The organism is Pseudomonas sp. RC10-4-2 (genome assembly GCF_050433085.1).
Classification (GTDB): Bacteria; Pseudomonadota; Gammaproteobacteria; order Pseudomonadales; family Pseudomonadaceae; genus Pseudomonas; species Pseudomonas aeruginosa.
The window spans coordinates 79,339-100,681 of record NZ_JBNPXX010000004.1; the positions used below are offsets into that span (position 1 = coordinate 79,339).

Sequence of the window (21,343 nt, forward strand, 5' to 3'; positions counted from 1 at the left end):
CCGGGCCGCCCCGCGGGGCGGCCCGGATCGTCTTCACGCGCGCGGCAGCAACTGGATGAACAAAGGCGTGGAGAGCAGCACCAGCAGCGTGGTGATCAGCACCATGCCTGCCACTTCGTTCACCGGTCCGTCGTAACGCTTGGCCAACAGGTAGGTGAGCACCGCGGTCGGCATCCCGCACTGGATGGCGAAGGTGCCCGCCGCCACCGCCTCCATGCCCAGGCCGGCAGCGATCCCATAGCCGACCGCGAAACCGCCCCAGACCCGCACCAGAGACAGCAGCAACGGCCGCCAGGTCTCGTGCAGGCGCAGACCGGCCAGCGACAGGCCGAGCATCACCAGCATCAGCGGCACGGTAATCCCGCCCAGCAGGCGGGTCACATCGCGCAACGGCGGCGGCAGGCTCCAGCCCAGGGCGATCAGGCCCAGCGCCACGGCCAGGGCATAGATCATCGGGTTGCGCAGGATGCTCGCCGGGGTGATATCGCCCGAAGCGAACCAGACGCCGAGCGTCGCGTGGCCCACCTGGATCAGGGTGGAGAACGCCACCGCATACACCAGCGCCTCCTCGCCGAAGGCCAGGTAGGCGATGGGGATGCCCATGTTCCCGGAGTTCGGCAGCATGATCGACGGCAGGTAGCGCCGCACCGGCATCCGCAGCAGGCGCAGGGCGACCAGGCCCAGCAGGGCGAACGCCAGCACCGCCAGCGCGGTGGCGAGGAACACCCCGGCCACCATGCCAATGGACAGGCCGGGGCGGTCCAGCGACGACAGCAGCAGGCAGGGAAAGCCGACGTTGGCCACCAGGAACACCAGCGCGCGGGTATCCACCGGCCCGGCGGAACGGCTCCAGGCGAAACCGATCCCGGTGCAGATCAGGATCGGCAGCACCACCGCGACGAACTGTGCGATCACAACCCCACCTTGAAGCCCAGTTCCAGCTCCGCCCGCAGGCGGCCGTGGCCGTCGAAGTTGAGCCGGCGCATCTCGCGCAGTTCGTTGGCGCAGAAGGCAGTGCGCCCGTGCAACACCGCGGTGTTGTCGAGCACCAGGATTTCCCCCGGCTCGAGCTTGATCCGCAGTTGGCAGGCCGGATCCTCGAGCGCCGCCACCAGTTCGGCGAAGGCCTCCACCGCCACAGGATGCTCGACCACCTCGGCCGCCCCGTCGTTCTGCCGGAACTTGATGCCCAGCGCCTCGCCGTTCAGGCGGAACACCGGCTGGGTGCTGCTCTGGTGCTTGCGCACGATGGTCAGGGCGTCGCCGCGCAGCAGGCCGAGATGCTTGGTCGGCATGCGCCGGCGCAGGCGCTCGAAGGCCAGTCCGGCGCTGGCCAGCAGGGTCTCCCCGCCCTCCCGGGCGTTGCGCACGCATTGCAGGCTGCACAATTGCTCCGGGGTGTCGAGGAAAGCGCCGTCGGTGTGCAGCTTGTGCTCCAGCGGCGTGGAGCCGAGGTAGCCGCTGACATACCGCGCATTGCTGATCGGCACGATGCCGTCGGCGTCGGCGCGCGGGTGGGGGGCGGCGCGGCCGAACAACTCCTTGAGCGCGAGAAGTTCCTGCCTGTCTTCGCCCTGTTCGCTGCGCAACAGCAGGAAACCAAACTCGTTGAGGGTCCGGATGATCGCCGATTGTTCCTGGCGGGATAACTTCACCAGCGTTCTCACCGAAACTTTCACGCGTTCGAGATCGAGTGTCGCGTCGAACAATTTGCTATCGAGATTCATATGACCGCTCTCCTCCGGAAGAAAATCAGGAATGCCGCCGACGCGCAGGGCGAGGCCCGGCGCTGGCGCCGCGCTGTCGTAGTGATGGGCAGGCTAGATGCGGGACGCGGCGGTTCGCCGCGAGATACTTGGAGTTGTTTCCGGGGAGGGTCGGGAGAATTGTCGGAAGGGAAAACTGGAAGAATTGGCAGTGCCGATTTTGTATCTGAATATATGGGGCGATTAACGAACGAAATGATCGCGGAATAACCTGCGGATTACCCGCGTGAAACTTTCATGACGCGATATACGCAGAATCCCCGACCAACGGCTGGATACTTCGCTCGATCCAGTCATTGGTTGGGTCGGTGCAAGAATCTCGAAACATATTACAAATTGCTACGAAACGGCGCCGCCTCGGCCGTCCCCGGCTCGGCGTCACTCCGCCGCCTGCGCCACGGCCTTGGCCTTCGCCAGCTTGCCGGCCGCCTCCAGCAGTTCCGGCGCGGCCCACTGCTCGGCGCTGAATTCGCGACGGATCAGGCCGAAACGCTTGGCCGCCTGGATCGAAGCATCCAGCCGGCCAAGGAAATCGGCGTCCAGGCGCGGCGACAGGGCGTCGCCCAGCTTGCGGCCACGGTACTCGCTCTGCAGGATCACCACCGGGTAGCTGGCCTGCTTCGACACCAGTTCGATGTAGGCGTCGCGGTTCTCCTCGCGGGCCAGCCAGTCCTGGGCCTGCAACTGCACCTTGAGCAGCCGCTCGGTGATGTCCGGATGGGCATCGACGAAGGCTCCGGAGCCGACCAGCAGCGCCTGCAGGGTGCCGGCGCCGTTCAGGTCGCGGGTGCTCAGCGGAATTTCCGCGAGCCCGCGGTCGCGCAGGGCGAACAGTCCGGCCAGGCCCCAGGTGGCATCGATCTGCCTGGCTGCGAGGGCGGACAGGGCGGCGCTGAAATCGAGGTTGATCACCTTCAGGTCCTTCTCGCTGAGACCGACGCTGGCCAGGGCATTGTCGAACGACAACTGGCTGGCGGTGCCACGAAAGATGCCTACGCGCTTGCCCTTGAGATCCTCCAGGGTCTTGATCCCGGAGCCCGGCTGCACGCCGAGATAGTGGTTGACCCCTCGCGCGGTAGCGGCCAGCAGGCGGCTGTCCAGGCCTCCGGACTTGCCGATGATCGCCGCCAGGTCGCCGAGGTAGGCGAAGTCCACCTGGCCGTTGGCGAACGCTTCGTTGACCACCGGGCCGGCGCCCTTGAAGAAGCTCCATTTCACCGCGATGCCGTCGTTGGCGAACTCCTTCTCCAGCAACTGGCGGGTGTAGAGCACGTCGACCACGCCGCCGCCCGAGTGCGAACTGCCGGCGCTGACGTCCGGCACCGCGATGCGGATTTCCTTCGGCGGAGCGGCGCTCGCCAGCGGCACGTAGGCACCGAGCAGGCCGGCGAGCACAGGCGCGGCGAACAGACCGAGCAGGGAAGACGTAAGCGCTTTCATGGGGCGGCTCCTTGGAACGGGAAGAGAGGGATTCCCGCCGGGAGCGGGTGTGCGGCTAGCTATGCACAGCGGCGCCTCGAAAATAAATAATAAAAATTCATTTTTTTATAACCAAAAGCAGTATGACAGGCCGCACGGGCCTCTCCGCGTCATATGCAGCCAGAGCATGGAAAATATTCTCCAAATGCATTTGCCGCTGCCTGGTGCCTTTCTTTAAATGGCCCTTCTTAGCGAAAAAATGCATTGATTCGGCGATTTATATTCCCATGAAGAATATCGATAAAACCCTTTCGCCCGCCTGGAGCCGGCCCCTGCCGCGCCTGGCGCCGCCGCCCTCCGCGGCTTTCGCCCGGCGCCTGGGGGACGGCCTGCTGCCCTGGTTGCTGCCGCTCGGGCTGGCGCTGCTGTGGTGGGTCGCCAGCCATCGCCACTGGATGTCGGCCCAGGTGCTGCCAACTCCCGAGCTGGTCTGGCAGAGCGCCCGCGAGTTGCTCGCCGGCGAACTCTGGAGCGAATTGGCGATCAGCCTGCGGCGCCTGGCCTGGGGCCTGCTCGCCGGGGTCGCCAGCGGCGCCGCGCTAGGCGCCTGGCTAGGCTTCAGTCCGCGTGCCGAGCGCCTGGTCTTCCCCACCTTCAGCGCCCTCGCGCAAATCCCCACGCTGGCCTGGATCCCGCTGTTCATGCTGTTCTTCGGCATCGGCGAACTGCTCAAGCTGGTGGTGCTGGTGAAAGCGGTCGTGGTGCCGGTGACCATCCATACCCTGGTCGGCGTGCGCGACGCCCAGCCCAAGCTGCGCGAAGCCGCCGCAGTACTGCGCCTGCCGCCACGCCTGCTGGTCTGGCGGCTGATCCTGCCGGCGGCGCTGCCGGCCTTCCTCACCGGGCTGCGCCTGGCCCTGGCGCAGGGCTGGACCTCGCTGCTGGCGGTCGAGTTGCTGGCTTCCAGCGAGGGTATCGGCTACCTGATGGTGCAGGGCCGGCAACTGTTCATGCTCGACATCGTGTTCGTCTGCATCCTCATCATCGGCCTGGTCGGGGTGGGCATGGACCGCGCCATCCAGTGGCTCGACCGCCGCCTGCTGCACTGGCCGCAAGCCGCCACCGGCGAATTCCGCCGGCGCCCGCCGGGACGCGGCTGGCAGCGCCTGCAGGTGTGGCTGCCGCCGCTGGCGCTGCTGCTCCTGTGGCAGTCGGCGAGCAGCGCCGAATGGGTCGACCCGGCGATCCTCGCCAGCCCTCTGGAAGTGGCGCGGGCGACCTGGAGCGGAGCGCTCGACGGCAGCCTCCCAGGCGCCCTGTTCGACAGCCTGAAGCGCACGCTCGGCGGGCTCCTGCTGGGCGGCGGCCTGGGTTTCCTCGGCGGCCTGCTGCTCGGCCTGTGGCGCCCGGCGGAACGCTTCTTCGGCCCCACTTTCGCGGCACTGCGGCAGGTGGCGATCTTCGCCTGGGTACCGCTGCTCACCGCCTGGTTCGGCCTGGGCGAACCGGCCAAGCTGACGTTCGTCGCAATCGCCGCCTTCTTCCCGCTGCTGCTGGCCACCCAGCGCGGCATCGCCAGCCTGCCGCCGAGCCTCGGCGAGGCGGCCCGGGTGCTGCGCCTGGGTCCCTGGCGACGGCTGCTCCGGCTGGTCCTGCCGGGTGCCGCCCCGTCGGTGTTCGCCGGCCTGCGCCTGGCGCTGATCTACGCCTGGCTGGGAACCATCGGCGCCGAGTACTTCATGCCCTCCGACGGCGGCATCGGCAGCCTGATGATCGGCGCCCAGCAATTGTTCCGCATGGACCTGATCGGCGCCGGCATGCTCCTGGTCGGCCTCACCGGCGCCCTGCTCAATGCCCTCGGCCAACGCATCGAAGCGCGCGCCACGCGCTGGAGACACGCATGAACGCATTCACCGCGCCCGCCACGGGCACCCCGCTGGTCAGCTTCCGCCAGGTGCGCAAGCACTTCGCCGTGGACGGCCGGCGACTGGAAGCGATCCAGCAGTTCGACCTGGAGATCGGCGAGGGCGAGTTCATCGCCATCGTCGGCGCCAGTGGCTGCGGCAAGTCGACCCTGCTGCGCCTGCTGATCGGCCTGGACCGCGACTACGACGGCGAGATCCGCGTCGACGGCCGGCCAATCGCCGGCATCGGCGGCGAACGCGGCATCGTGTTCCAGGAGCACCGCCTGTTCCCCTGGCTGACGGTGCAGCAGAACGTCGCCCTCGGCCTGGTCAACGAAGCCCTTGGCGAAACCGACAAGGCGGCGCGGATCGACGAATACATCCGCCTGGTCGGCCTGCACGGCTTCGAGCGTGCCTACCCGCACCAGTTGTCCGGCGGCATGGCCCAGCGCGTGGCGATCGCCCGTGGCCTGGTGGCCAGCCCGCGCCTGCTGCTGCTCGACGAGCCGTTCAGCGCCCTCGACGCACTGACCCGCCAGCAGTTGCAGGAAGAGTTGCTGGCGATCCGTCGGCGCACCCGCATCACCACCCTGCTGGTCACCCACGACGTCGAGGAGGCGCTCTACCTGGCCGACCGGGTGGTGGTGATGGAGCCGCGCCCGGGGCGGATCAGGCGGGTGGTCGAGGTGGACCTGGCGCATCCGCGCGAGCGCGGTGGCTTCGACTTCCTGCGCCAGCGCGAAGCGCTGCTGCACGAACTGACCGCCGACGGCGAGTACGTCGCGCCACCGCCGCGACGGGTGGAAAACCTGCCCTTCGAATTCCTCGCTTGCTGAAAAGCCCCTTGCCCTGGCCCTTTCCCCCTGCGGGAAGGGCGGGGGCGAGGGCCCCACCCTCTCCTCCCATCCAGACGAGACCCGCGCATGAGCAAACGTCCCAACTTCCTGGTGATCGTCGCCGACGACCTGGGCTTCTCCGATATCGGCGCCTTCGGCGGCGAGATCGCCACGCCGAACCTCGACGCCCTGGCCATCGCCGGCCTGCGCCTGACCGACTTCCACACCGCCTCGACCTGCTCGCCGACCCGCTCGATGCTGCTCACCGGCACCGACCACCACATCGCCGGGATCGGCACCATGGCCGAGGCGCTGACCCCGGAACTGGAAGGCAAGCCGGGTTACGAAGGGCATCTCAACGAGCGCGTGGTGGCGCTGCCGGAGCTGCTCCGCGAGGCCGGCTACCAGACCCTCATGGCCGGCAAGTGGCACCTCGGTCTGAAGCCGGAACAGACGCCCCATGCGCGTGGTTTCGAGCGTTCCTTCTCGCTGCTGCCGGGCGCCGCCAACCACTACGGCTTCGAGCCTCCCTACGACGAAAGCACTCCGCGCATTCTCAAGGGCACGCCGGCGCTCTACGTGGAAGACGAGCGCTACCTCGACACGCTGCCGGAGGGTTTCTATTCCTCCGATGCCTTCGGCGACAAGCTGCTGCACTACCTCAAGGAGCGCGACCAGAGCCGGCCGTTCTTCGCCTACCTGCCGTTCTCCGCGCCGCACTGGCCACTGCAGGCGCCGCAGGAGATCGTCGAGAAGTACCGCGGCCGCTATGACGCCGGCCCAGAGGCGCTGCGCCAGGAACGCCTGGCCCGGCTCAAGGAGCTGGGCCTGGTGGAGGCGGACGTCGAAGCCCATCCGGTGCTCGCCCTGAGCCGCGAGTGGGAGGCCCTGGAGGATGAGGAACGGGCGAAGTCGGCGCGGGCGATGGAGGTCTACGCGGCGATGGTCGAGCGCATGGACTGGAACATCGGCAGGGTCGTGGACTACCTGCGTCGGCAGGGCGAGCTGGACAACACCTTCGTCCTGTTCATGTCCGACAACGGCGCCGAAGGCGCCCTGCTGGAGGCCTTTCCGAAATTCGGCCCGGATTTGCTGGGCTTTCTCGACCGGCACTACGACAACAGCCTGGAGAATATCGGCCGCGCCAATTCCTACGTCTGGTATGGCCCGCGCTGGGCCCAGGCGGCCACCGCGCCGTCGCGCCTGTACAAGGCGTTCACCACCCAGGGCGGCATTCGCGTGCCAGCGCTGGTGCGCTACCCGCGGCTAAGCCGGCAGGGTGCGATCAGCCATGCCTTCGCCACGGTGATGGACGTCACCCCGACCCTCCTCGACCTCGCCGGTGTCCGCCACCCAGGCAAGCGCTGGCGCGGCCGCGAGATCGCCGAGCCGCGCGGCAGGTCTTGGCTGGGTTGGCTTTCCGGCGAGACCGAGGCGGCCCACGACGAGAACACCGTGACCGGCTGGGAGCTGTTCGGCATGCGTGCGATCCGCCAGGGCGACTGGAAGGCGGTGTACCTGCCGGCCCCGGTGGGCCCGGCCACCTGGCAGCTCTACGACCTGGCCCGCGACCCGGGCGAGATCCACGACCTCGCTGACAGCCAGCCGGGCAAGCTGGCGGAGCTGATCGAGCATTGGAAGCGATACGTCAGCGAGACCGGTGTCGTAGAGGGGGCTTCGCCTTTCCTGGTGCGATAAGCGGAACCTCTCCCCTCGCCCTCTCCCTTCAGGAGGGAACGTCTGGCCAGAAGGTCGGGGAGAGGGGCTACTTCGCCGGGTGGAACGAGGCGACCCGGGTCAGGCCGAGAAACCGCCATCGATGGTCAGGCTGGCCCCGGTGATGTAGGCCGCTTCCGGCCCGGCCAGGTAGGCGACGAAGCTGGCGATTTCCTCGCTGCGGGCGTAGCGCGGCAGCGCCATCAGGCCCTTGAGGGCCTCGGCGAAGTCGCCGTCGTCCGGGTTCATGTCGGTATCCACCGGACCCGGCTGCACGTTGTTCACCGTGATCCCGCGCGGGCCGAGGTCGCGGGCCAGGCCTTTGGTCAGGCCGACCAGCGCCGACTTGCTCATCGCGTAGGTGGCGCCGCCGGCGAACGGCATGCGTTCGGCATTGGTGCTGCCGATGCTGATCACCCGCCCGCCGTCGCCCATGTGCTTGACCGCCGCCTGGGTGGCGACGAAGACGCTGCGCACGTTGATCGCCAGGGTCCGCTCGAAGTCGGCCAGCGGCAGCTCTTCCACCGAACCGAGGGCGAGGACGGCGGCATTGTTGACCAGGATGTCGATGCGTCCGAAGCGAGCCGCCGCTTCGTCGACGGCGGCGACGAGCGCCGCCGCGTCGGCGCTATCGGCATGCAGGGCCAGGATGCTGGCTCCGGCGCCTTCGAGTTCGGCCGCCAGGGCCCGGGACTTGTCCGCCGAGCTGACGTAGGTGAAGGCGACGCTGGCGCCTTCGGCGGCCAGCCGGCGAACGATGGCGGCGCCGATGCCGCGGGAACCGCCCTGGACGAAGGCGACTTTGCCGGCGAGGGATGCAGAGGATACGGACATGGAAATCTCCATCGGAGTGGATAGACAGGCCCCGAGTTTCCGTCGTCCATTGCAGACCTGGTAGCGGGTAATCGCTATATTCAGCCGATACCAATGGTTTATGCGGGCCCTTTCCCATGGAAACCCTCAGCAACATCCAGTGCTTCGTCCGCAGCGCCGAGGCCGGTAGCTTCGCCGAGGCCGCCAGGCGCCTGGGCCTGACGCCGGCCGGGGTGGGCAAGAACGTCGCCCGCCTGGAAAGCAACCTCGGCGTGCGCCTGTTCCAGCGCAGCACCCGGCGCCTGACCCTGACCGAAGCCGGGGAGCGTTTCCTGCAAGAGGTCGGCGGCAGCCTGGAGGGCATCCAGACCGCTCTCGCCAACGTCTCCAGCGTCGGCAACCAACCCAGCGGCACGTTGAAGGTCAGCATGGGGCTGGCCTTCGGCCGCGACTACATCCTGCCGCTGCTCGGCGAGTTCCTCGAACGCTATCCCGACATCGTGCCCGACTGGCATTTCGACAATCGCCAGGTCGACCTCATCGGCGAAGGCTTCGACGCCGCCATCGGCGGCGGTTTCGAACTGCCTCCCGGGGTGGTGGCGCGCAACCTAACGCCGGGCCACCTGATCCTCCTCGCCTCGCCCGCCTACCTCCGCGACAAGCCGCCAATCCGCCATCCAGGCGACCTGGGCGGCTTCGACGGGATCCGCATCCGCTCGCCGCAGACCGGCCGCGTGCGCTCCTGGCCGCTGCGCCGGCGCAACGGCGAGGAGGCGCCGATCGAGCTGCGCGAACGCATGACCATGAGCGACCCGGAAGCCACCTGCGAGGTCGCCGCCATGGGCCTGGGCATCACCCTGGTATGCATGCAGCACGCCTATGCCTACCTGGAGTCCGGCGCCCTGGTGCGGGTCCTGCCGGACTGGTACGTCGACGCCGGCAACACCAGCCTCTACTACGCGGCGAACAAGCTGCTACCGGCCAAGACCCGGGTCTTCGTCGACTTCGTCGTCGACTACTTCCGCCGCCAGGACCTGGCCCGGCGCTTCTCCGCCTTCCCAACCGGCTAGCGCCAGCCATCCGTCGCCTCGGCAAACGGGAAAAGGCCCTGGCACCGGCCTCGCCGGAAAAACGGCAGTTTGACATTACCGATTGGGACTCTAGTTTTAGAAAACGCCGCCGACGAGCTTGGAAGGCGTCTTCCGCACGGTCCCGAGGGACCGCCTGGAAGCCCTGCTCCGATCCGGCACATGGAGTGCAGCATGCGCGAGTCCCTCGGTGTTTCGTTACCATCCCGGCCCCTGCTGCTGAAGCTGGGCCTGCTTTCCCTACCCTGGGCGTTGTGCGCCGGGCTGCATGCCGTCGGCCTCGGCGTCTGGCTGGTCCTGGCGCTCGGTTGGTTCGCCAGCCTGGCCATGCTCGTCCTCCTCCTGCGCGCCCCTCGGCAAGCGGTAGCGAATGCCAACCCGCAGGCGGATGCCGCTTCGCCGGCCTGGAGCGCGGCGCAACGGGCGCTCGCCGACGAAACCGCGCAACTGGACGGTCACGCCCGGCAGATCGACGAACTGCTGCATTCGGCGATCCGCCAGCTCAGCGACAGCTTCCACGGCCTCGCCGAACGCATCGATACCCAGCGCGGCCTGTCCCATTCGCTGATCGAGCGCTACGACGGGCGCGGCCAGGTCGACGAAGGCATCAACTTCCAGGACTTCGTCAGGACCACCCAGCAGACCCTCAGCCTGTTCGTCGAGGCTACCCTGGAAACCAGCCGGACCTCGCAGCAACTGGTGGAACGCATGGACCAGGTGCGCCTGAAGATCACCGAGATCCTGCAGTCGACCCAGGACATGGACGCCATCGCCAAGCAGACCAACCTGCTCGCCCTCAACGCTGCCATCGAGGCCGCCCGAGCCGGCGAGAGCGGCCGCGGCTTCGCCGTGGTCGCCGATGAAGTGCGCGCGCTGTCGACCCGCTCCACGGAGTTTTCCGCCGCCATCCGCAAGCACGTCGACGTGGTCCACCACGAGATCCAGGACGCCGAGAGCGCGATCTCGCAACTGGCCGACAAGGACATGTCCTTCGCCCTCGATTCCAAGCACAAGATCCAGGGCATGCTCGATGACCTGGAGGCGATGAACCGGCACACCCTGAAGGTCATCCACGAACTGGACCGGCTCTCGCTGGAAGTCGGCCAGGGCGTCGACGCGGCGGTCACCGCCCTGCAATTCCAGGACATGGGCAGCCAGTTGCTCGGCCAGATGCGCAAGCACCATGCGCGTCTTGGCGCCTTCGCCCTCGGCCTCGGCGCGCTGGAGGCGCGGCCGCGCCAGGAATGGCCCGAACGGGTCGCGCGGGAGGTCGAGGAACTACGCCGGCCCTTGCCCAGCCCGGTGAGCCAGAACAGCGTCAACGTGGGCGAAGTGGAATTGTTCTGAGGGGTATCGATAGCCAATCCGTCTAACCGGATAACTATCCGACGAGAAACCGGCGCCAATAATTGAAATCCACCGGACATTGTCTTTACTGGAACTAGCAAAGGGCCATCAGAGCCCTCCGTCACAGCCACCTGGCACACACCACCTTCGCCGCCGAGCTTGGCGCTGCGGTAGGGACACCGTGAGGACGCAAGACCATGGGCAAACCGATTCTGATCGTCGACGACTCGGCGTCTATCCGCCAGATGCTGAGCTTCACCCTGAAGTCCGCCGGCTACGAGGTGGACGAGGCCGCGGACGGCAAGGAAGGCCTCGGCAAGGCCCAGAGCAAGAGCTACAGCCTGGTGTTCACCGACCAGAACATGCCGAACATGGACGGCCTGTCGCTGATCCGCAGCCTGCGTAACCTGGCCGGCTACCGCAGCGTGCCGATCCTCATGCTGACCACCGAATCGAGCGACGCGATGAAGCAGCAGGGGCGTAGCGCCGGCGCCACCGGCTGGCTGGTGAAGCCGTTCGACCCGCCGAAACTGCTCGAAGTGACGCGCAAGGTCCTGCCCTGATTCCCGTTCCCCCGCGGGGGAGGTCCCATGCCCCAGGATATGAGCCAGTTTCTCCAGGTGTTCTTCGAGGAAACCGAGGAACACCTGGCCACCCTCGAACTCCTCCTGATCGGTCTCGACCTGGACCGGCCGGACAGCGAGACGCTGCACGGCATCTTCCGCGCCGCGCATTCGATCAAGGGTTCCAGCGGAATGTTCGGTTTCGACGACATCACCGCCGTCACCCACGAACTGGAGACCCTGCTCGACCGCATCCGCTGTGGCCAGATGCACCTGCGGCCGGACATGATCAGTTCCTTCCTCGAAGCCCGCGACGTGTTGCAGCGCCTGCTCGACGCCCATCGCAGCGGCAGTCCCGACCCCGGGGTGCCGTTGCTGGAGACGGTCGAGCGGCTGCGCGGCTGGCTGCGGGTGCCGGAACAGGAAGCGGCGGAGGAAGGCTTCGGCCTGTTCGACGACGCGCCCGCCAGGGAAACCGCGGACGACGATGCCTTCGGCTTCTTCGACGAAGGCCCGGGCGCTCCGGAACGAGCGGCCGCGCCGGAAGCGTTCGGGCTCTTCGACGAGGCGCCCGGCGCACCGGCCGCGAGCGAAGCGTTCGGCCTCTTCGATGAGGCACCGGGTTCCCCACCTACGGAGGAACGCGCCTTCGGCCTGTTCGACGGCGCCCCCGGCAGCCCCGCCGCGCCCAGTGCGCCCGCGCAAGCCGTCGCCGCGACGGCCAGGGGCGCAGTCGCACCCGTGCGTGGCGACGGCGAGTCCGGCTCGATCCGGGTCAGCGTGGAAAAGATCGACAGCCTGATCAACCTGGTCGGCGAACTGGTGATCACCCAGGCCATGCTCGGCCAGCTCGGCGAGCAGCTCGACCCGAGCCGCCACGAGCGCCTGCAGCACGCCCTGGCCCAGCTCGAACACAACACCCGCGACCTGCAGGAGTCGGTGATGTCGATCCGCATGCTGCCGATCAACTTCATCTTCAGCCGCTTCCCCAGGCTGGTGCGCGACACCGCCACGCGCCTGGGCAAGCAGGTCGAGCTGCACCTGCACGGCGAGCACACCGAACTGGACAAGAGCGTGATCGAGAAACTCAGCGATCCGCTCACCCACATCGTCCGCAACAGCATCGACCACGGCATCGAAACGCCCGCCGAACGCCTCGCCGCCGGCAAGCCGGCGAGCGGCACGGTGAAGCTCGCCGCCAGCCACCAGGGCGGCAGCGTGGTGGTGGAGGTTTCCGACGACGGTCGCGGCCTGTCGCGTCCGCGTATCCTCGCCAAGGCCCGCGAGCGCAACCTGCCGGTGCATGACGGGATGAGCGACGCCGAGGTCTGGCAACTGGTGTTCATGCCCGGCTTCTCCACCGCCGAGGCGGTCACCGAGCTGTCCGGACGCGGCGTCGGCATGGACGTGGTGAAGCGCAACATCGGTGCCATGGGCGGGCGCATCGACATCGACTCGGCGCCCGGCATGGGCACTCGCATCGGCATCCGCCTGCCGCTGACCCTGGCGATCCTCGACGGCCTGATCGTCGCCGTCGAAGCGGTCAACTACGTGATTCCGCTGACCTACATCGTCGAGTCGCTGCAGGCGCGCAGCGACGACGTGCGCGGCCTCGGCGGCGAAGACAACGCGATGATCCGCGTACGCGGCGAGTACCTGCCGCTGTTCAGCCTGCACGAGCTGTTGCGCATCGGCGGCGAAGCGCCGGCGCCGGAGCAGGGCATCGTGGTGATCCTCGAGTCCGAGGGGCGCAGCTTCGCCCTGCAGGTGGACGAACTGGTCGGCCAGCAGCAGGTGGTGATCAAGAGCCTGGAACAGAATTTCCGCCGAGTGGAGGGTATCGCCGGCGCCACCATCATGGGCGACGGCAGCGTCGCCCTGATTCTCGACGTCGATGCGCTGCCACGCCTGGCGGCGCGGGAGGACACCGCCGATGAACGGCACTGAGGCAAGCCAGGCGAACGGCCCGGCGCAGGAATACCTGACCTTCACCCTGGGCCGCGAGGAGTACGCCATCGACATCCTCCGCGTGCAGGAGATCCGCGGCTACGACCAGGTCACCGCGATCGCCAACGCGCCGCCCTTCATCAAGGGCGTGATCAACCTGCGCGGGGCGATCGTGCCGATCGTCGACCTGCGCATCAAGTTCCACCTCGCCGAGGTCACCTACGACCCGTTCACCGTGGTGATCATCCTCAACATCGGCCGGCGCATCGTCGGCGTGGTGGTGGACTCGGTATCCGACGTGATCGCACTGGGCGGCGACGCGATCAGGCCGCCGCCGGAGTTCGGCGCCAGCTTCGACACCGAATACCTGCTCGGCCTGGCCACCGCGGGCGAGCGCATGTTGATCCTGGTGGACATCGAGAGACTGATGACCAGCCGCGAAATGGCGCTGGTCGACGAAGCCGCGGCCTGAGCGGCGCCAACGAGGGATAGGCAGGGGATATCGAAATGGGTCTGTTCAATGCACATGCGGTGGCGCAGCAACGCGCCGACCGGATCGCCACGCTCCTCCAGTCGTTCGCCGACGGCCAGCTCGACACCGCCGTCGGCGAGGCCCCGGCGCCCGGCTACGAGCGTCTCTACGACAGCCTGCGGGCGCTGCAGCGGCAACTGCGCGAACAACGCGCCGAACTCCAGCAGGTGGAAAGCCTGGAGGCGGGGCTGGCGGAGATGAGCCGCCAGCACGAAGCCGGCTGGATCGACCAGACGATTCCCGCCGAACGCCTGGAAGGTCGCGCGGCGCGCATCGCCAAGGGCGTCAACGAACTGGTGGCCGCGCACATCGCGGTGAAGATGAAGGTGGTCAGCGTGGTCACCGCCTACGGCCAGGGCAACTTCGAGCCGCTGATGGACCGCCTGCCGGGCAAGAAGGCGCAGATCACCGAAGCCATCGACGGCGTTCGCGAACGCCTGCGCGGGGCCGCCGAGGCGACCTCGGCGCAACTGGCCACGGCGGCCTACAACGCGCGGATCAAGAGCGCGCTGGACAACGTCTCGGCCAACGTGATGATCGCCGACAACGATCTCAACATCATCTACATGAACCGCACCGTCAGCGAGATGCTCGGTCGCGCCGAAGCGGATATCCGCAAGCAACTGCCGAACTTCGACGCCGGCCGCCTGATGGGCGCCAACATCGACGTGTTCCACAAGAATCCGGCGCACCAGCGGCACCTGCTGGCCAACCTCACCGGCGTGCACAAGGCCGAGCTCAACCTCGGCGGCCGGCGCTTCTCCCTCGACGTGGTGCCAGTGTTCAACGACGCCAACGAACGCCTCGGCTCCGCCGTGCAATGGACCGACCGCACCGAGGAACACCGCGCCGAGCAGGAAGTCTCGCAACTGGTGCAGGCGGCGGCCGCCGGCGACTTCAGCAAGCGCGTCGAGGAGGCCGGCAAGGAAGGCTTCTTCCTCAGGCTGGCGAAGGACCTGAACAGCCTGGTGGATACCGCCGACCGCGGCTTGCGCGACGTGTCGCGGATGCTCGGGGCGCTGGCCCAGGGCGACCTCACCCAGCGCATCGAGGCCGACTACCAGGGCACCTTCGGCCAGCTCAAGGATTTCTCCAACGACACCGCACAAAGCCTGTCGCGGATGCTCGGGCAGATTCGCGAGGCCGCCGACACCATCAACACCGCCGCCAGCGAGATCGCCAGCGGCAACGCCGAACTGTCGGCGCGCACCGAGCAGCAGGCGTCGAGCCTGGAGGAAACCGCCTCGAGCATGGAAGAACTGACCAGCACGGTGAAGCTCAACGCCGAGAATGCCCGCCAGGCCAACTCGCTGGCGGCCAATGCCTCGGAAGTGGCGACCCAGGGCGGCACCGTGGTGCAGAAGGTGGTCAGCACCATGTCCTCGATCAACGAGTCGGCGCGCAAGATCGCCGACATCATCGGGGTGATCGACGGCATCGCCTTCCAGACCAACATCCTCGCCCTCAACGCCGCGGTCGAGGCAGCCCGCGCCGGCGAGCAGGGCCGCGGCTTCGCGGTGGTCGCCGGGGAAGTGCGCACCCTCGCCCAGCGTTCCGCCGCCGCGGCCAAGGAGATCAAGACGCTGATCTCCGACTCGGTGGACAAGGTGGAGAACGGCAACACCCTGGTGGCCCAGGCCGGACAGACCATGAGCGACATCGTGGTAGCGATCCGCCGGGTCACCGACATCATGTCGGAGATCGCCGCCGCCTCCGCCGAGCAGAGCACCGGCATCGAAGAGGTGAACAGCGCGGTCTCGCAGATGGACGACATGACCCAGCAGAACGCCGCGCTGGTGGAGGAAGCCGCGGCCGCGGCCGAGGCCATGCAGGAGCAGGCGGGCCTGCTCAACCAGTCGGTGGCGGTGTTCAGGCTGGACACTCCGCCGAGCGTGGTCCAGCTCGCCAGCGCGCGGCCGTCCGCGCCACGCCCCAGCGCGCCGGCGCCGCTGGCCCGCAGCGGCATGGCGCGGGCCAGCAAGGCGCGCAAGGAAGACGGCTGGGAAGAATTCTGAGACCACGCCGCGCCTCCGCCAGGCGGAGGGCGGCAAGCCCTTAGGGTCGACCAGGGAAACCCGACGCCAATGCCCACCTCCACGCCTTCGCCGGTGTTCGGCAACCAGGAGTTCCACTACACCCGCGAGGACTTCCAGCAAGTACGCGAGCGGCTCTACCGGCTGACCGGCATCAGCCTGGCCGAGAGCAAGGCGCAACTGGTCTATAGCCGCCTCTCGCGGCGCCTGCGCCTGTTGCGGCTCGGCAGCTTCGCCGAATATTTCACCCACCTCGACCGCGAGCCGGGCGAGCAGCAGTTGTTCGTCAACGCGCTGACCACCAACCTCACCGCATTCTTCCGCGAACGCCACCACTTCCCCCTGCTCGCCGACCTCGCCCGCCGCCAGTTGCAGCGGCATCGCCCGCTGCGCATCTGGTCGGCGGCGGCGAGTACCGGCGAGGAACCCTATTCGATCGCCATCACCCTGGTGGAGGCGCTGGGCAGCTTCGATCCGCCGGTGAAGATCGTCGCCTCGGACATCGATACCGGGGTGCTCGACTGCGCCCGCCAGGGCGTCTATCCGCTGGAGCGCCTGGAGCAGATGCCGGCGCCGCTGAAGAAACGCTTCTTCCTCCGCGGCACCGGGCCCAACGCCGGCAAGGCGCGGGTGGTGGAGGAACTGCGGCAACTGGTGGAGTTCCGCCAGATCAACCTGCTGGAGGCAGACTGGTCGATCGCCGGGGAACTCGACGCGATCTTCTGCCGCAACGTGATGATCTACTTCGACAAGCCGACCCAGACCCGCCTGCTGGAACGCATGGTGGCCCTGCTGCGGCCGGAGGGCCTGTTCTTCGCCGGGCATTCGGAGAACTTCGTCCACGCCAGCCACCTGGTGCGCTCCGTCGGCCAGACCGTCTACAGCCCGGCCTGATCGCGATGAATCTCCAGGCCCGGGAAGGCGCGCCGCTGAACCGCTACTACGATCCGTACTTCGCCTGCGATGCGGTGAAGCTGTTGCCCGGCGAATACTTCGCCAGCGGCGAAGACCTGGTGATCGTCACCGTGCTCGGCTCCTGCGTCTCGGTGTGCCTGCGCGACCCGCTCAACGGCATCGCCGGGATGAACCACTTCATGCTCCCCGAGCGCGGCCTCGGCGGCGACCCGGCCTCGCCGTCGGCGCGCTACGGCAGCCACGCCATGGAACTGCTGATCAACCGCATGCTGGCCCTCGGCGCCAGCCGCGAGCGCCTGCAGGCCAAGGTCTTCGGCGGCGGCTCGGTACTGCGCCAGATCAGCGCCGCCATCGGCCAGCGCAACGTCGAGTTCACCCTCGACTACCTGGCCACCGAGCGTATCCCGCTGCTCGCCAGCGACGTGCTGGAGGCCTTCCCGCGCAAGATCTACTTCTTCCCGCGCAATGGCCGGGTCCTGGTGAAGTCCCTGGTGGAGCTGAAGAACGACACCGTGCTGCAGCGTGAACGCGACTACCGCCGCCGTATCGACCGCAACGCGGACGGCGGCCCCATCGACCTGTTCTGACTCTCCGGGAGAGCTCGCCATGCCCATCAGTGTCCTGGTCGTCGACGATTCCGCCCTGATCCGCAGCCTGCTCAAGGAGATCATCCAGGCCGACCCGGAGCTGCGCCTGGTCGGCTGCGCGCCGGACGCCTTCGTCGCCCGCGACCTGATCAAGCAGCACGCGCCGGACGTGATCAGCCTCGACGTGGAAATGCCGCGAATGGACGGCCTGACCTTCCTCGACAAGCTGATGAAGGCGCGGCCGACCCCGGTGCTGATGATCTCCTCGCTCACCGAGCGCGGTTCCGAAGCCACCCTGCGCGCGCTGGAACTGGGCGCGGTGGACTTCATCGCCAAGCCCCGGCTGGGCATCGCCGAAGGCATGCAGGCCTATGCCGAGGAAATCCGCGCCAAGCTCAAGACCGTCGCCCGCGCCCGCCTGCGCCGCCGTGCGGCGGACGCGCCGGCGCCGCCGGAAAGCGCGGCGCCGCTGCTCAGCACCGAGAAGATCATCGCCCTCGGCGCCTCCACCGGCGGCACCGAGGCGCTCAAGGAAGTGCTGCTCGGCCTGCCGGCGCACAGTCCCGGGGTGGTCATCACCCAGCACATGCCTCCCGGCTTCACCCGCAGCTTCGCCGAGCGCCTGGATCGCCTGACCCGGCTCAGCGTCAGCGAAGCGCGCGACGGCGACCGCATACTGCCCGGCCACGCCCTGGTCGCGCCGGGCGACCACCACATGGAGGTGCAGCGCTCCGGCGCCAACTACGTGGTGCGTTTGAACCGCCAGGCGCAGGTCAACGGCCACCGCCCGGCAGTGGACGTGATGTTCGAATCGCTGGCTCGCTGCGCCGGGCGCAACCTGCTCGCCGGCCTGCTCACCGGCATGGGCAAGGACGGCGCGCGCGGGCTCCTGGCGATCCGCCAGGCCGGCGGCTACACCCTGGCCCAGGACGAGGCTACCTGCGTGGTCTACGGCATGCCCCGCGAAGCGGTGGAACTGGGCGCCGCGGAAGACGTGCTGCCGCTCGAACGGATCGCCGCCGCGCTGCTCCAGCAAGCCGCCCGGCGCGGCAGCGGCAACCGCCTCTGAGCGGGATTCTGGCCGGCCCGCTGCGCTTTTTCGCCGCCCCCCGCAACCTCCCCCGCCGAGACCCCGCCGACGACAGGCCCGAACCACGGGCCTTTGCCTGCTCGCCATCATTGTGACGTCAAATTAATGGCGAAATAAAACCAAATTACGTTGCCTGAAATAATGCACATCTGCACAATTGGCCCTTTCGCCAAAAGTTCGACACACGCTTTCGATCCATGATTTCGGCCGCGGGCCGGGCGAGAAACTGATAGGGATAGCCATGGCGGCGAACTGGGGGTTGCGCGGCAAATCGGTGGTGGCGCTGTTGCTGGCCTGTGCCCTGGCACTGGTCCCGGCGGTGCTGCTGGGCTGGCGCGCGATGGACGACATCCGTACGCACTTCGGCCTGGCCTACGCGAAGAACTTCACCCTGCTGCACCGGCAGAAGATCCTCGCCCCGGTCTCCCGCGAACTGGCGTTGTCGCGCCGTTTCGCCGAATCGGTGGTGACCCGCGACTGGCTGCTGAAGGAAGACGACCCGGCGCGCCGCGCGCTGTTCTTCCGCGAGGCCGAGGGCTACCGCGGCGACTTCCGCGACCACGCCTACTTCATCATCGCCAGCGGCTCCCAGCACTACTACTTCAACGACGGCCGCCAACCCTACAGCGAACGGCCGCGCTACACCCTGGAGGCCGGCGACCCGGAAGACGCCTGGTACTTCAATACCCTGCGCAACAGCGCCGCCTACAACATCAACGTCAATGTCGACAGCAAGCTGAACCTGACCAAGGTCTGGTTCAACCTGGTGATCCGCGACCAGGGCCGGCCCATCGGCCTGGCCGGCAGCGGCCTGGACCTGAGCGGCTTCCTCGACGACTTCATCATCGCCCGCGAGCCGGGCGTGACGCCGATGATCGTCGGCGACGACGGCGCCATCCAGGCCCACCCGGACCGCCGCCTGATCGCCTACAGCTCCGCCGCCGGCGGCGCCAGCGAACGCCACCGGGTGTTCGACCTGCTCGACCAGCCGGAACAGCGCGACGCCCTGCGCGAGGCCATGCGCCTGGCCCGCGCCAAGGCCGGCTCGGTGCACTGCCTGTGGGCCGGCCTCGACGGCCGCCAGCAACTCTTCGCCGTGGCCTACATTCCCCAACTGCGCTGGTACGTGCTCACCGCCGTCGACCTGCACGCCGCCCAGGTCCTCGACAACCGCTGGCTTTGGCCGCTGGCGGGCACGTTCCTGCTGTTGCTGGTGGCCCTGCTGCTGGGCTTCGCCTATGCCGTCGAGCGCCTGCTGTTGCGCCCCCTGCGCAGCCTCAAGCGCTCGGCCAAGGCGATCGCCGCCGGGCGCTACGACACGCCGCTGCCGCTGGCGCGCCAGGACGAGATCGGCTCGCTGTCGAAGGCCTTCGCCAGCATGGCCGACCAGGTCCGCCGGCACACCGCCGAGCTGGAAGACAAGGTCCAGGAGCGCACCCAGGCGCTGGAGGAAGCCAACCGCGAGATGGCCGCCGCGCAGAAGAAGATCGGCGACAGCCTCGACTATGCCAGCCTGATCCAGCGCGCGATCCTCCCCGACCGCCAGCTCAGCGCCACCCTCGGCGAGCATCACTTCATCCTGTGGAAACCGCGCGACGTGGTCGGCGGCGACTTCTACGTGTACCGCGAGCAGGCCGACGGCTACCTGATCGGCGTGGTCGACTGCGCCGGTCACGGCGTGCCCGGCGCGCTGATGACCATGCTCGCCCGCGCCGCCATCGACCACGCCATCGAGGCGGTGGGCAGCCGCGACCCGGCGGCGATCCTCGGCGAGACCGACCAGGCGATGCGCAGCATGCTCAGCCAGGAGCAGATCCCCCAGGCGCTGGCCACCAACATGGATGCCGGGCTGGTCTGGGTCGACCGCCGGCGCCGCCAGCTGGCCTTCGCCGGGGCGAAGATCTCGCTGTACGCCAGCGACGGCGAGGAGGTCCAGGAACTCAAGGGCGCGCGCCGGGCGATCGGCGACAAGCGCCGTGGCGACTACCGCAACATCGAGGTACCGCTGGCGCCGGGCTGGACCTTCTACCTGAGCACTGACGGTTTCCTCGACCAGGCCGGCGGCGAACACGGCTTCGGCTTCGGCAGCCGGCGCTTCGCCGACATGCTCCGCGACCACGCGCGGCAGCCGCTCCCCGAGCAGGCCGAGGCCTTCGTGGCGACGCTCGCCGAGTACCAGGGCGAGCACCCGCAACGCGACGACATCACCATCCTGTCCTTCCGATTCGACTAGGGGCACCCATGGAAACGCTAGACCTGCTGGCCATGCGTGAAAGCTACACCCGCCAACGCATCCTGCTCTGCTTCAACGGACCGATCTCGCGCAGCCTGATCGAGGAGATAGGCCACGCGCTGCGCAACTACCTGCACGCCGAACAGGCCAAGCCGAGCGAAGCGATGGACGTCTTCGCGGTGTACATCGAGATGACCCAGAACATCCGCCACTACGCCAATCTCAAGGGCTACGGCGAACACGAGGCGGCGGCCACGGTAGCCATCGCCCGCAACGAGGACGGCCACTACGTGGTGTCCGCCGGCAACCTGGTGGAACGCGACGACGGCCAGAGCCTGGTGCGCAGCATCCAGGCCATCGCCAACCTCGACAAGGCCGCCCTCAAGGCCGCCTACAAGGAGCAGCTACGCCGCCCGCGCGACAGCGGCTGCGCCAGCGGAGCCGGTCTCGGCCTGCTGGACATCGCCCGCAAGTCCAGCGAACCACTGGCCGCATCGCTGAAGGAACAGCCCGACGGGCGCGCCTTCTTCAGCCTGCGCGCCGTGATCTGACCC

The 21,343-nt window shown here is 68.1% G+C and carries 18 protein-coding genes; 14 read left to right on the plus strand and 4 right to left on the minus strand.

Going from position 1 to position 21,343, the window contains the following annotated elements; translation table 11 throughout:
* Positions 1-33 precede the first annotated feature (33 nt).
* The 3 genes from FHW81_RS19200 to FHW81_RS19210 form a co-directional block, all read right to left on the minus strand.
* Complete coding sequence (locus FHW81_RS19200) at positions 34-915, minus strand: AEC family transporter (RefSeq protein ID WP_003107192.1); 882 nt, start codon at positions 913-915, stop codon at positions 34-36.
* On the minus strand, positions 912-1,727 hold the full coding sequence (locus tag FHW81_RS19205; protein ID WP_003107194.1) for a TauD/TfdA family dioxygenase: 816 nt from the start codon (positions 1,725-1,727) through the stop codon (positions 912-914). Before FHW81_RS19205 ends, FHW81_RS19200 begins: the two co-directional genes overlap by 4 nt.
* 417 nt (positions 1,728-2,144) lie before the next feature.
* Positions 2,145-3,206, minus strand: a complete 1,062-nt coding sequence (locus FHW81_RS19210; RefSeq protein ID WP_003112655.1) for an ABC transporter substrate-binding protein — start codon at positions 3,204-3,206, stop codon at positions 2,145-2,147.
* A gap of 266 nt (positions 3,207-3,472) precedes the next feature.
* On the opposite strand from FHW81_RS19210, the gene FHW81_RS19215 reads away from it, so the two are divergent.
* The 3 genes from FHW81_RS19215 (at position 3,473) to atsA (ending at position 7,623) form a co-directional block, all read left to right on the plus strand.
* Positions 3,473-5,089, plus strand: coding sequence for an ABC transporter permease (locus tag FHW81_RS19215; RefSeq protein ID WP_003106694.1), 1,617 nt, complete (start codon positions 3,473-3,475; stop codon positions 5,087-5,089).
* Positions 5,086-5,925: an ABC transporter ATP-binding protein gene (locus FHW81_RS19220; RefSeq protein WP_003137062.1), complete on the plus strand. Its 840-nt coding sequence runs from the start codon at positions 5,086-5,088 to the stop codon at positions 5,923-5,925. The genes FHW81_RS19215 and FHW81_RS19220 overlap by 4 nt, the downstream gene beginning before the upstream one ends.
* Positions 5,926-6,012: 87 nt before the next feature.
* On the plus strand, positions 6,013-7,623 hold the full coding sequence (atsA, locus tag FHW81_RS19225) for an arylsulfatase AtsA (RefSeq protein WP_003162953.1): 1,611 nt from the start codon (positions 6,013-6,015) through the stop codon (positions 7,621-7,623).
* A gap of 99 nt (positions 7,624-7,722) precedes the next feature.
* Here atsA and FHW81_RS19230 read toward each other — a convergent pair whose 3' ends face one another.
* A complete protein-coding gene (locus tag FHW81_RS19230; protein WP_003106691.1) occupies positions 7,723-8,475 on the minus strand; it encodes a 3-oxoacyl-ACP reductase family protein in 753 nt (250 codons plus the stop codon).
* 116 nt (positions 8,476-8,591) lie between these two features.
* On the opposite strand from FHW81_RS19230, the gene FHW81_RS19235 reads away from it, so the two are divergent.
* The 11 genes from FHW81_RS19235 (at position 8,592) to siaB (ending at position 21,340) form a co-directional block, all read left to right on the plus strand.
* Positions 8,592-9,524 carry a LysR family transcriptional regulator gene (locus tag FHW81_RS19235; RefSeq protein WP_003083951.1) on the plus strand — a complete coding sequence of 311 codons (933 nt, stop codon included), beginning with the start codon at positions 8,592-8,594 and terminating at the stop codon, positions 9,522-9,524.
* Positions 9,525-9,869: 345 nt separating this feature from the next.
* Positions 9,870-10,889, plus strand: coding sequence for a methyl-accepting chemotaxis protein (locus tag FHW81_RS19240; RefSeq protein WP_369700133.1), 1,020 nt, complete (start codon positions 9,870-9,872; stop codon positions 10,887-10,889).
* Between the two features lie 197 nt (positions 10,890-11,086).
* Positions 11,087-11,452 (plus strand): response regulator, encoded by a 366-nt coding sequence (locus tag FHW81_RS19245; RefSeq protein WP_003083943.1) that lies wholly within the window; start codon positions 11,087-11,089, stop codon positions 11,450-11,452.
* A 27-nt stretch (positions 11,453-11,479) separates the two neighbouring features.
* A complete protein-coding gene (locus FHW81_RS19250) occupies positions 11,480-13,399 on the plus strand; it encodes a chemotaxis protein CheA (RefSeq protein ID WP_003117226.1) in 1,920 nt (639 codons plus the stop codon).
* On the plus strand, positions 13,386-13,871 hold the full coding sequence (locus FHW81_RS19255) for a chemotaxis protein CheW (RefSeq protein WP_003083938.1): 486 nt from the start codon (positions 13,386-13,388) through the stop codon (positions 13,869-13,871). The genes FHW81_RS19250 and FHW81_RS19255 overlap by 14 nt, the downstream gene beginning before the upstream one ends.
* 35 nt (positions 13,872-13,906) lie before the next feature.
* Positions 13,907-15,946, plus strand: coding sequence for an aerotaxis transducer Aer2 (aer2, locus tag FHW81_RS19260; protein ID WP_003112650.1), 2,040 nt, complete (start codon positions 13,907-13,909; stop codon positions 15,944-15,946).
* Positions 15,947-16,015: 69 nt separating this feature from the next.
* A complete protein-coding gene (locus FHW81_RS19265; RefSeq protein ID WP_003102222.1) occupies positions 16,016-16,858 on the plus strand; it encodes a CheR family methyltransferase in 843 nt (280 codons plus the stop codon).
* Between the two features lie 5 nt (positions 16,859-16,863).
* Positions 16,864-17,466: a chemoreceptor glutamine deamidase CheD gene (gene cheD / locus FHW81_RS19270; RefSeq protein WP_003102220.1), complete on the plus strand. Its 603-nt coding sequence runs from the start codon at positions 16,864-16,866 to the stop codon at positions 17,464-17,466.
* Between the two features lie 19 nt (positions 17,467-17,485).
* Entirely contained in the window at positions 17,486-18,535 is a 1,050-nt protein-coding gene (locus FHW81_RS19275; protein ID WP_003083922.1) for a protein-glutamate methylesterase/protein-glutamine glutaminase, read from the plus strand.
* A 262-nt stretch (positions 18,536-18,797) separates the two neighbouring features.
* On the plus strand, positions 18,798-20,789 hold the full coding sequence (gene siaA, locus FHW81_RS19280; protein ID WP_012613456.1) for a biofilm regulation protein phosphatase SiaA: 1,992 nt from the start codon (positions 18,798-18,800) through the stop codon (positions 20,787-20,789).
* A gap of 8 nt (positions 20,790-20,797) precedes the next feature.
* Positions 20,798-21,340, plus strand: coding sequence for a biofilm formation regulator kinase SiaB (gene siaB, locus FHW81_RS19285; RefSeq protein ID WP_003083916.1), 543 nt, complete (start codon positions 20,798-20,800; stop codon positions 21,338-21,340).
* Positions 21,341-21,343 lie beyond the last annotated feature (3 nt).

Coding starts and splice junctions, on each gene's coding strand:
- FHW81_RS19205 (WP_003107194.1), bottom strand. CDS start 1,727: ATGAATCTCGATAGCAAATTGTTCGACGCGACACTCGATCTCGAACGC.
- FHW81_RS19210 (WP_003112655.1), bottom strand. CDS start 3,206: ATGAAAGCGCTTACGTCTTCCCTGCTCGGTCTGTTCGCCGCGCCTGTG.
- FHW81_RS19215 (WP_003106694.1), top strand. CDS start 3,473: ATGAAGAATATCGATAAAACCCTTTCGCCCGCCTGGAGCCGGCCCCTG.
- FHW81_RS19220 (WP_003137062.1), top strand. CDS start 5,086: ATGAACGCATTCACCGCGCCCGCCACGGGCACCCCGCTGGTCAGCTTC.
- atsA (WP_003162953.1), top strand. CDS start 6,013: ATGAGCAAACGTCCCAACTTCCTGGTGATCGTCGCCGACGACCTGGGC.
- FHW81_RS19230 (WP_003106691.1), bottom strand. CDS start 8,475: ATGTCCGTATCCTCTGCATCCCTCGCCGGCAAAGTCGCCTTCGTCCAG.
- FHW81_RS19235 (WP_003083951.1), top strand. CDS start 8,592: ATGGAAACCCTCAGCAACATCCAGTGCTTCGTCCGCAGCGCCGAGGCC.
- FHW81_RS19240 (WP_369700133.1), top strand. CDS start 9,870: ATGCTCGTCCTCCTCCTGCGCGCCCCTCGGCAAGCGGTAGCGAATGCC.
- FHW81_RS19245 (WP_003083943.1), top strand. CDS start 11,087: ATGGGCAAACCGATTCTGATCGTCGACGACTCGGCGTCTATCCGCCAG.
- FHW81_RS19250 (WP_003117226.1), top strand. CDS start 11,480: ATGCCCCAGGATATGAGCCAGTTTCTCCAGGTGTTCTTCGAGGAAACC.
- FHW81_RS19255 (WP_003083938.1), top strand. CDS start 13,386: ATGAACGGCACTGAGGCAAGCCAGGCGAACGGCCCGGCGCAGGAATAC.
- aer2 (WP_003112650.1), top strand. CDS start 13,907: ATGGGTCTGTTCAATGCACATGCGGTGGCGCAGCAACGCGCCGACCGG.
- FHW81_RS19265 (WP_003102222.1), top strand. CDS start 16,016: ATGCCCACCTCCACGCCTTCGCCGGTGTTCGGCAACCAGGAGTTCCAC.
- cheD (WP_003102220.1), top strand. CDS start 16,864: ATGAATCTCCAGGCCCGGGAAGGCGCGCCGCTGAACCGCTACTACGAT.
- FHW81_RS19275 (WP_003083922.1), top strand. CDS start 17,486: ATGCCCATCAGTGTCCTGGTCGTCGACGATTCCGCCCTGATCCGCAGC.
- siaA (WP_012613456.1), top strand. CDS start 18,798: ATGGCGGCGAACTGGGGGTTGCGCGGCAAATCGGTGGTGGCGCTGTTG.
- siaB (WP_003083916.1), top strand. CDS start 20,798: ATGGAAACGCTAGACCTGCTGGCCATGCGTGAAAGCTACACCCGCCAA.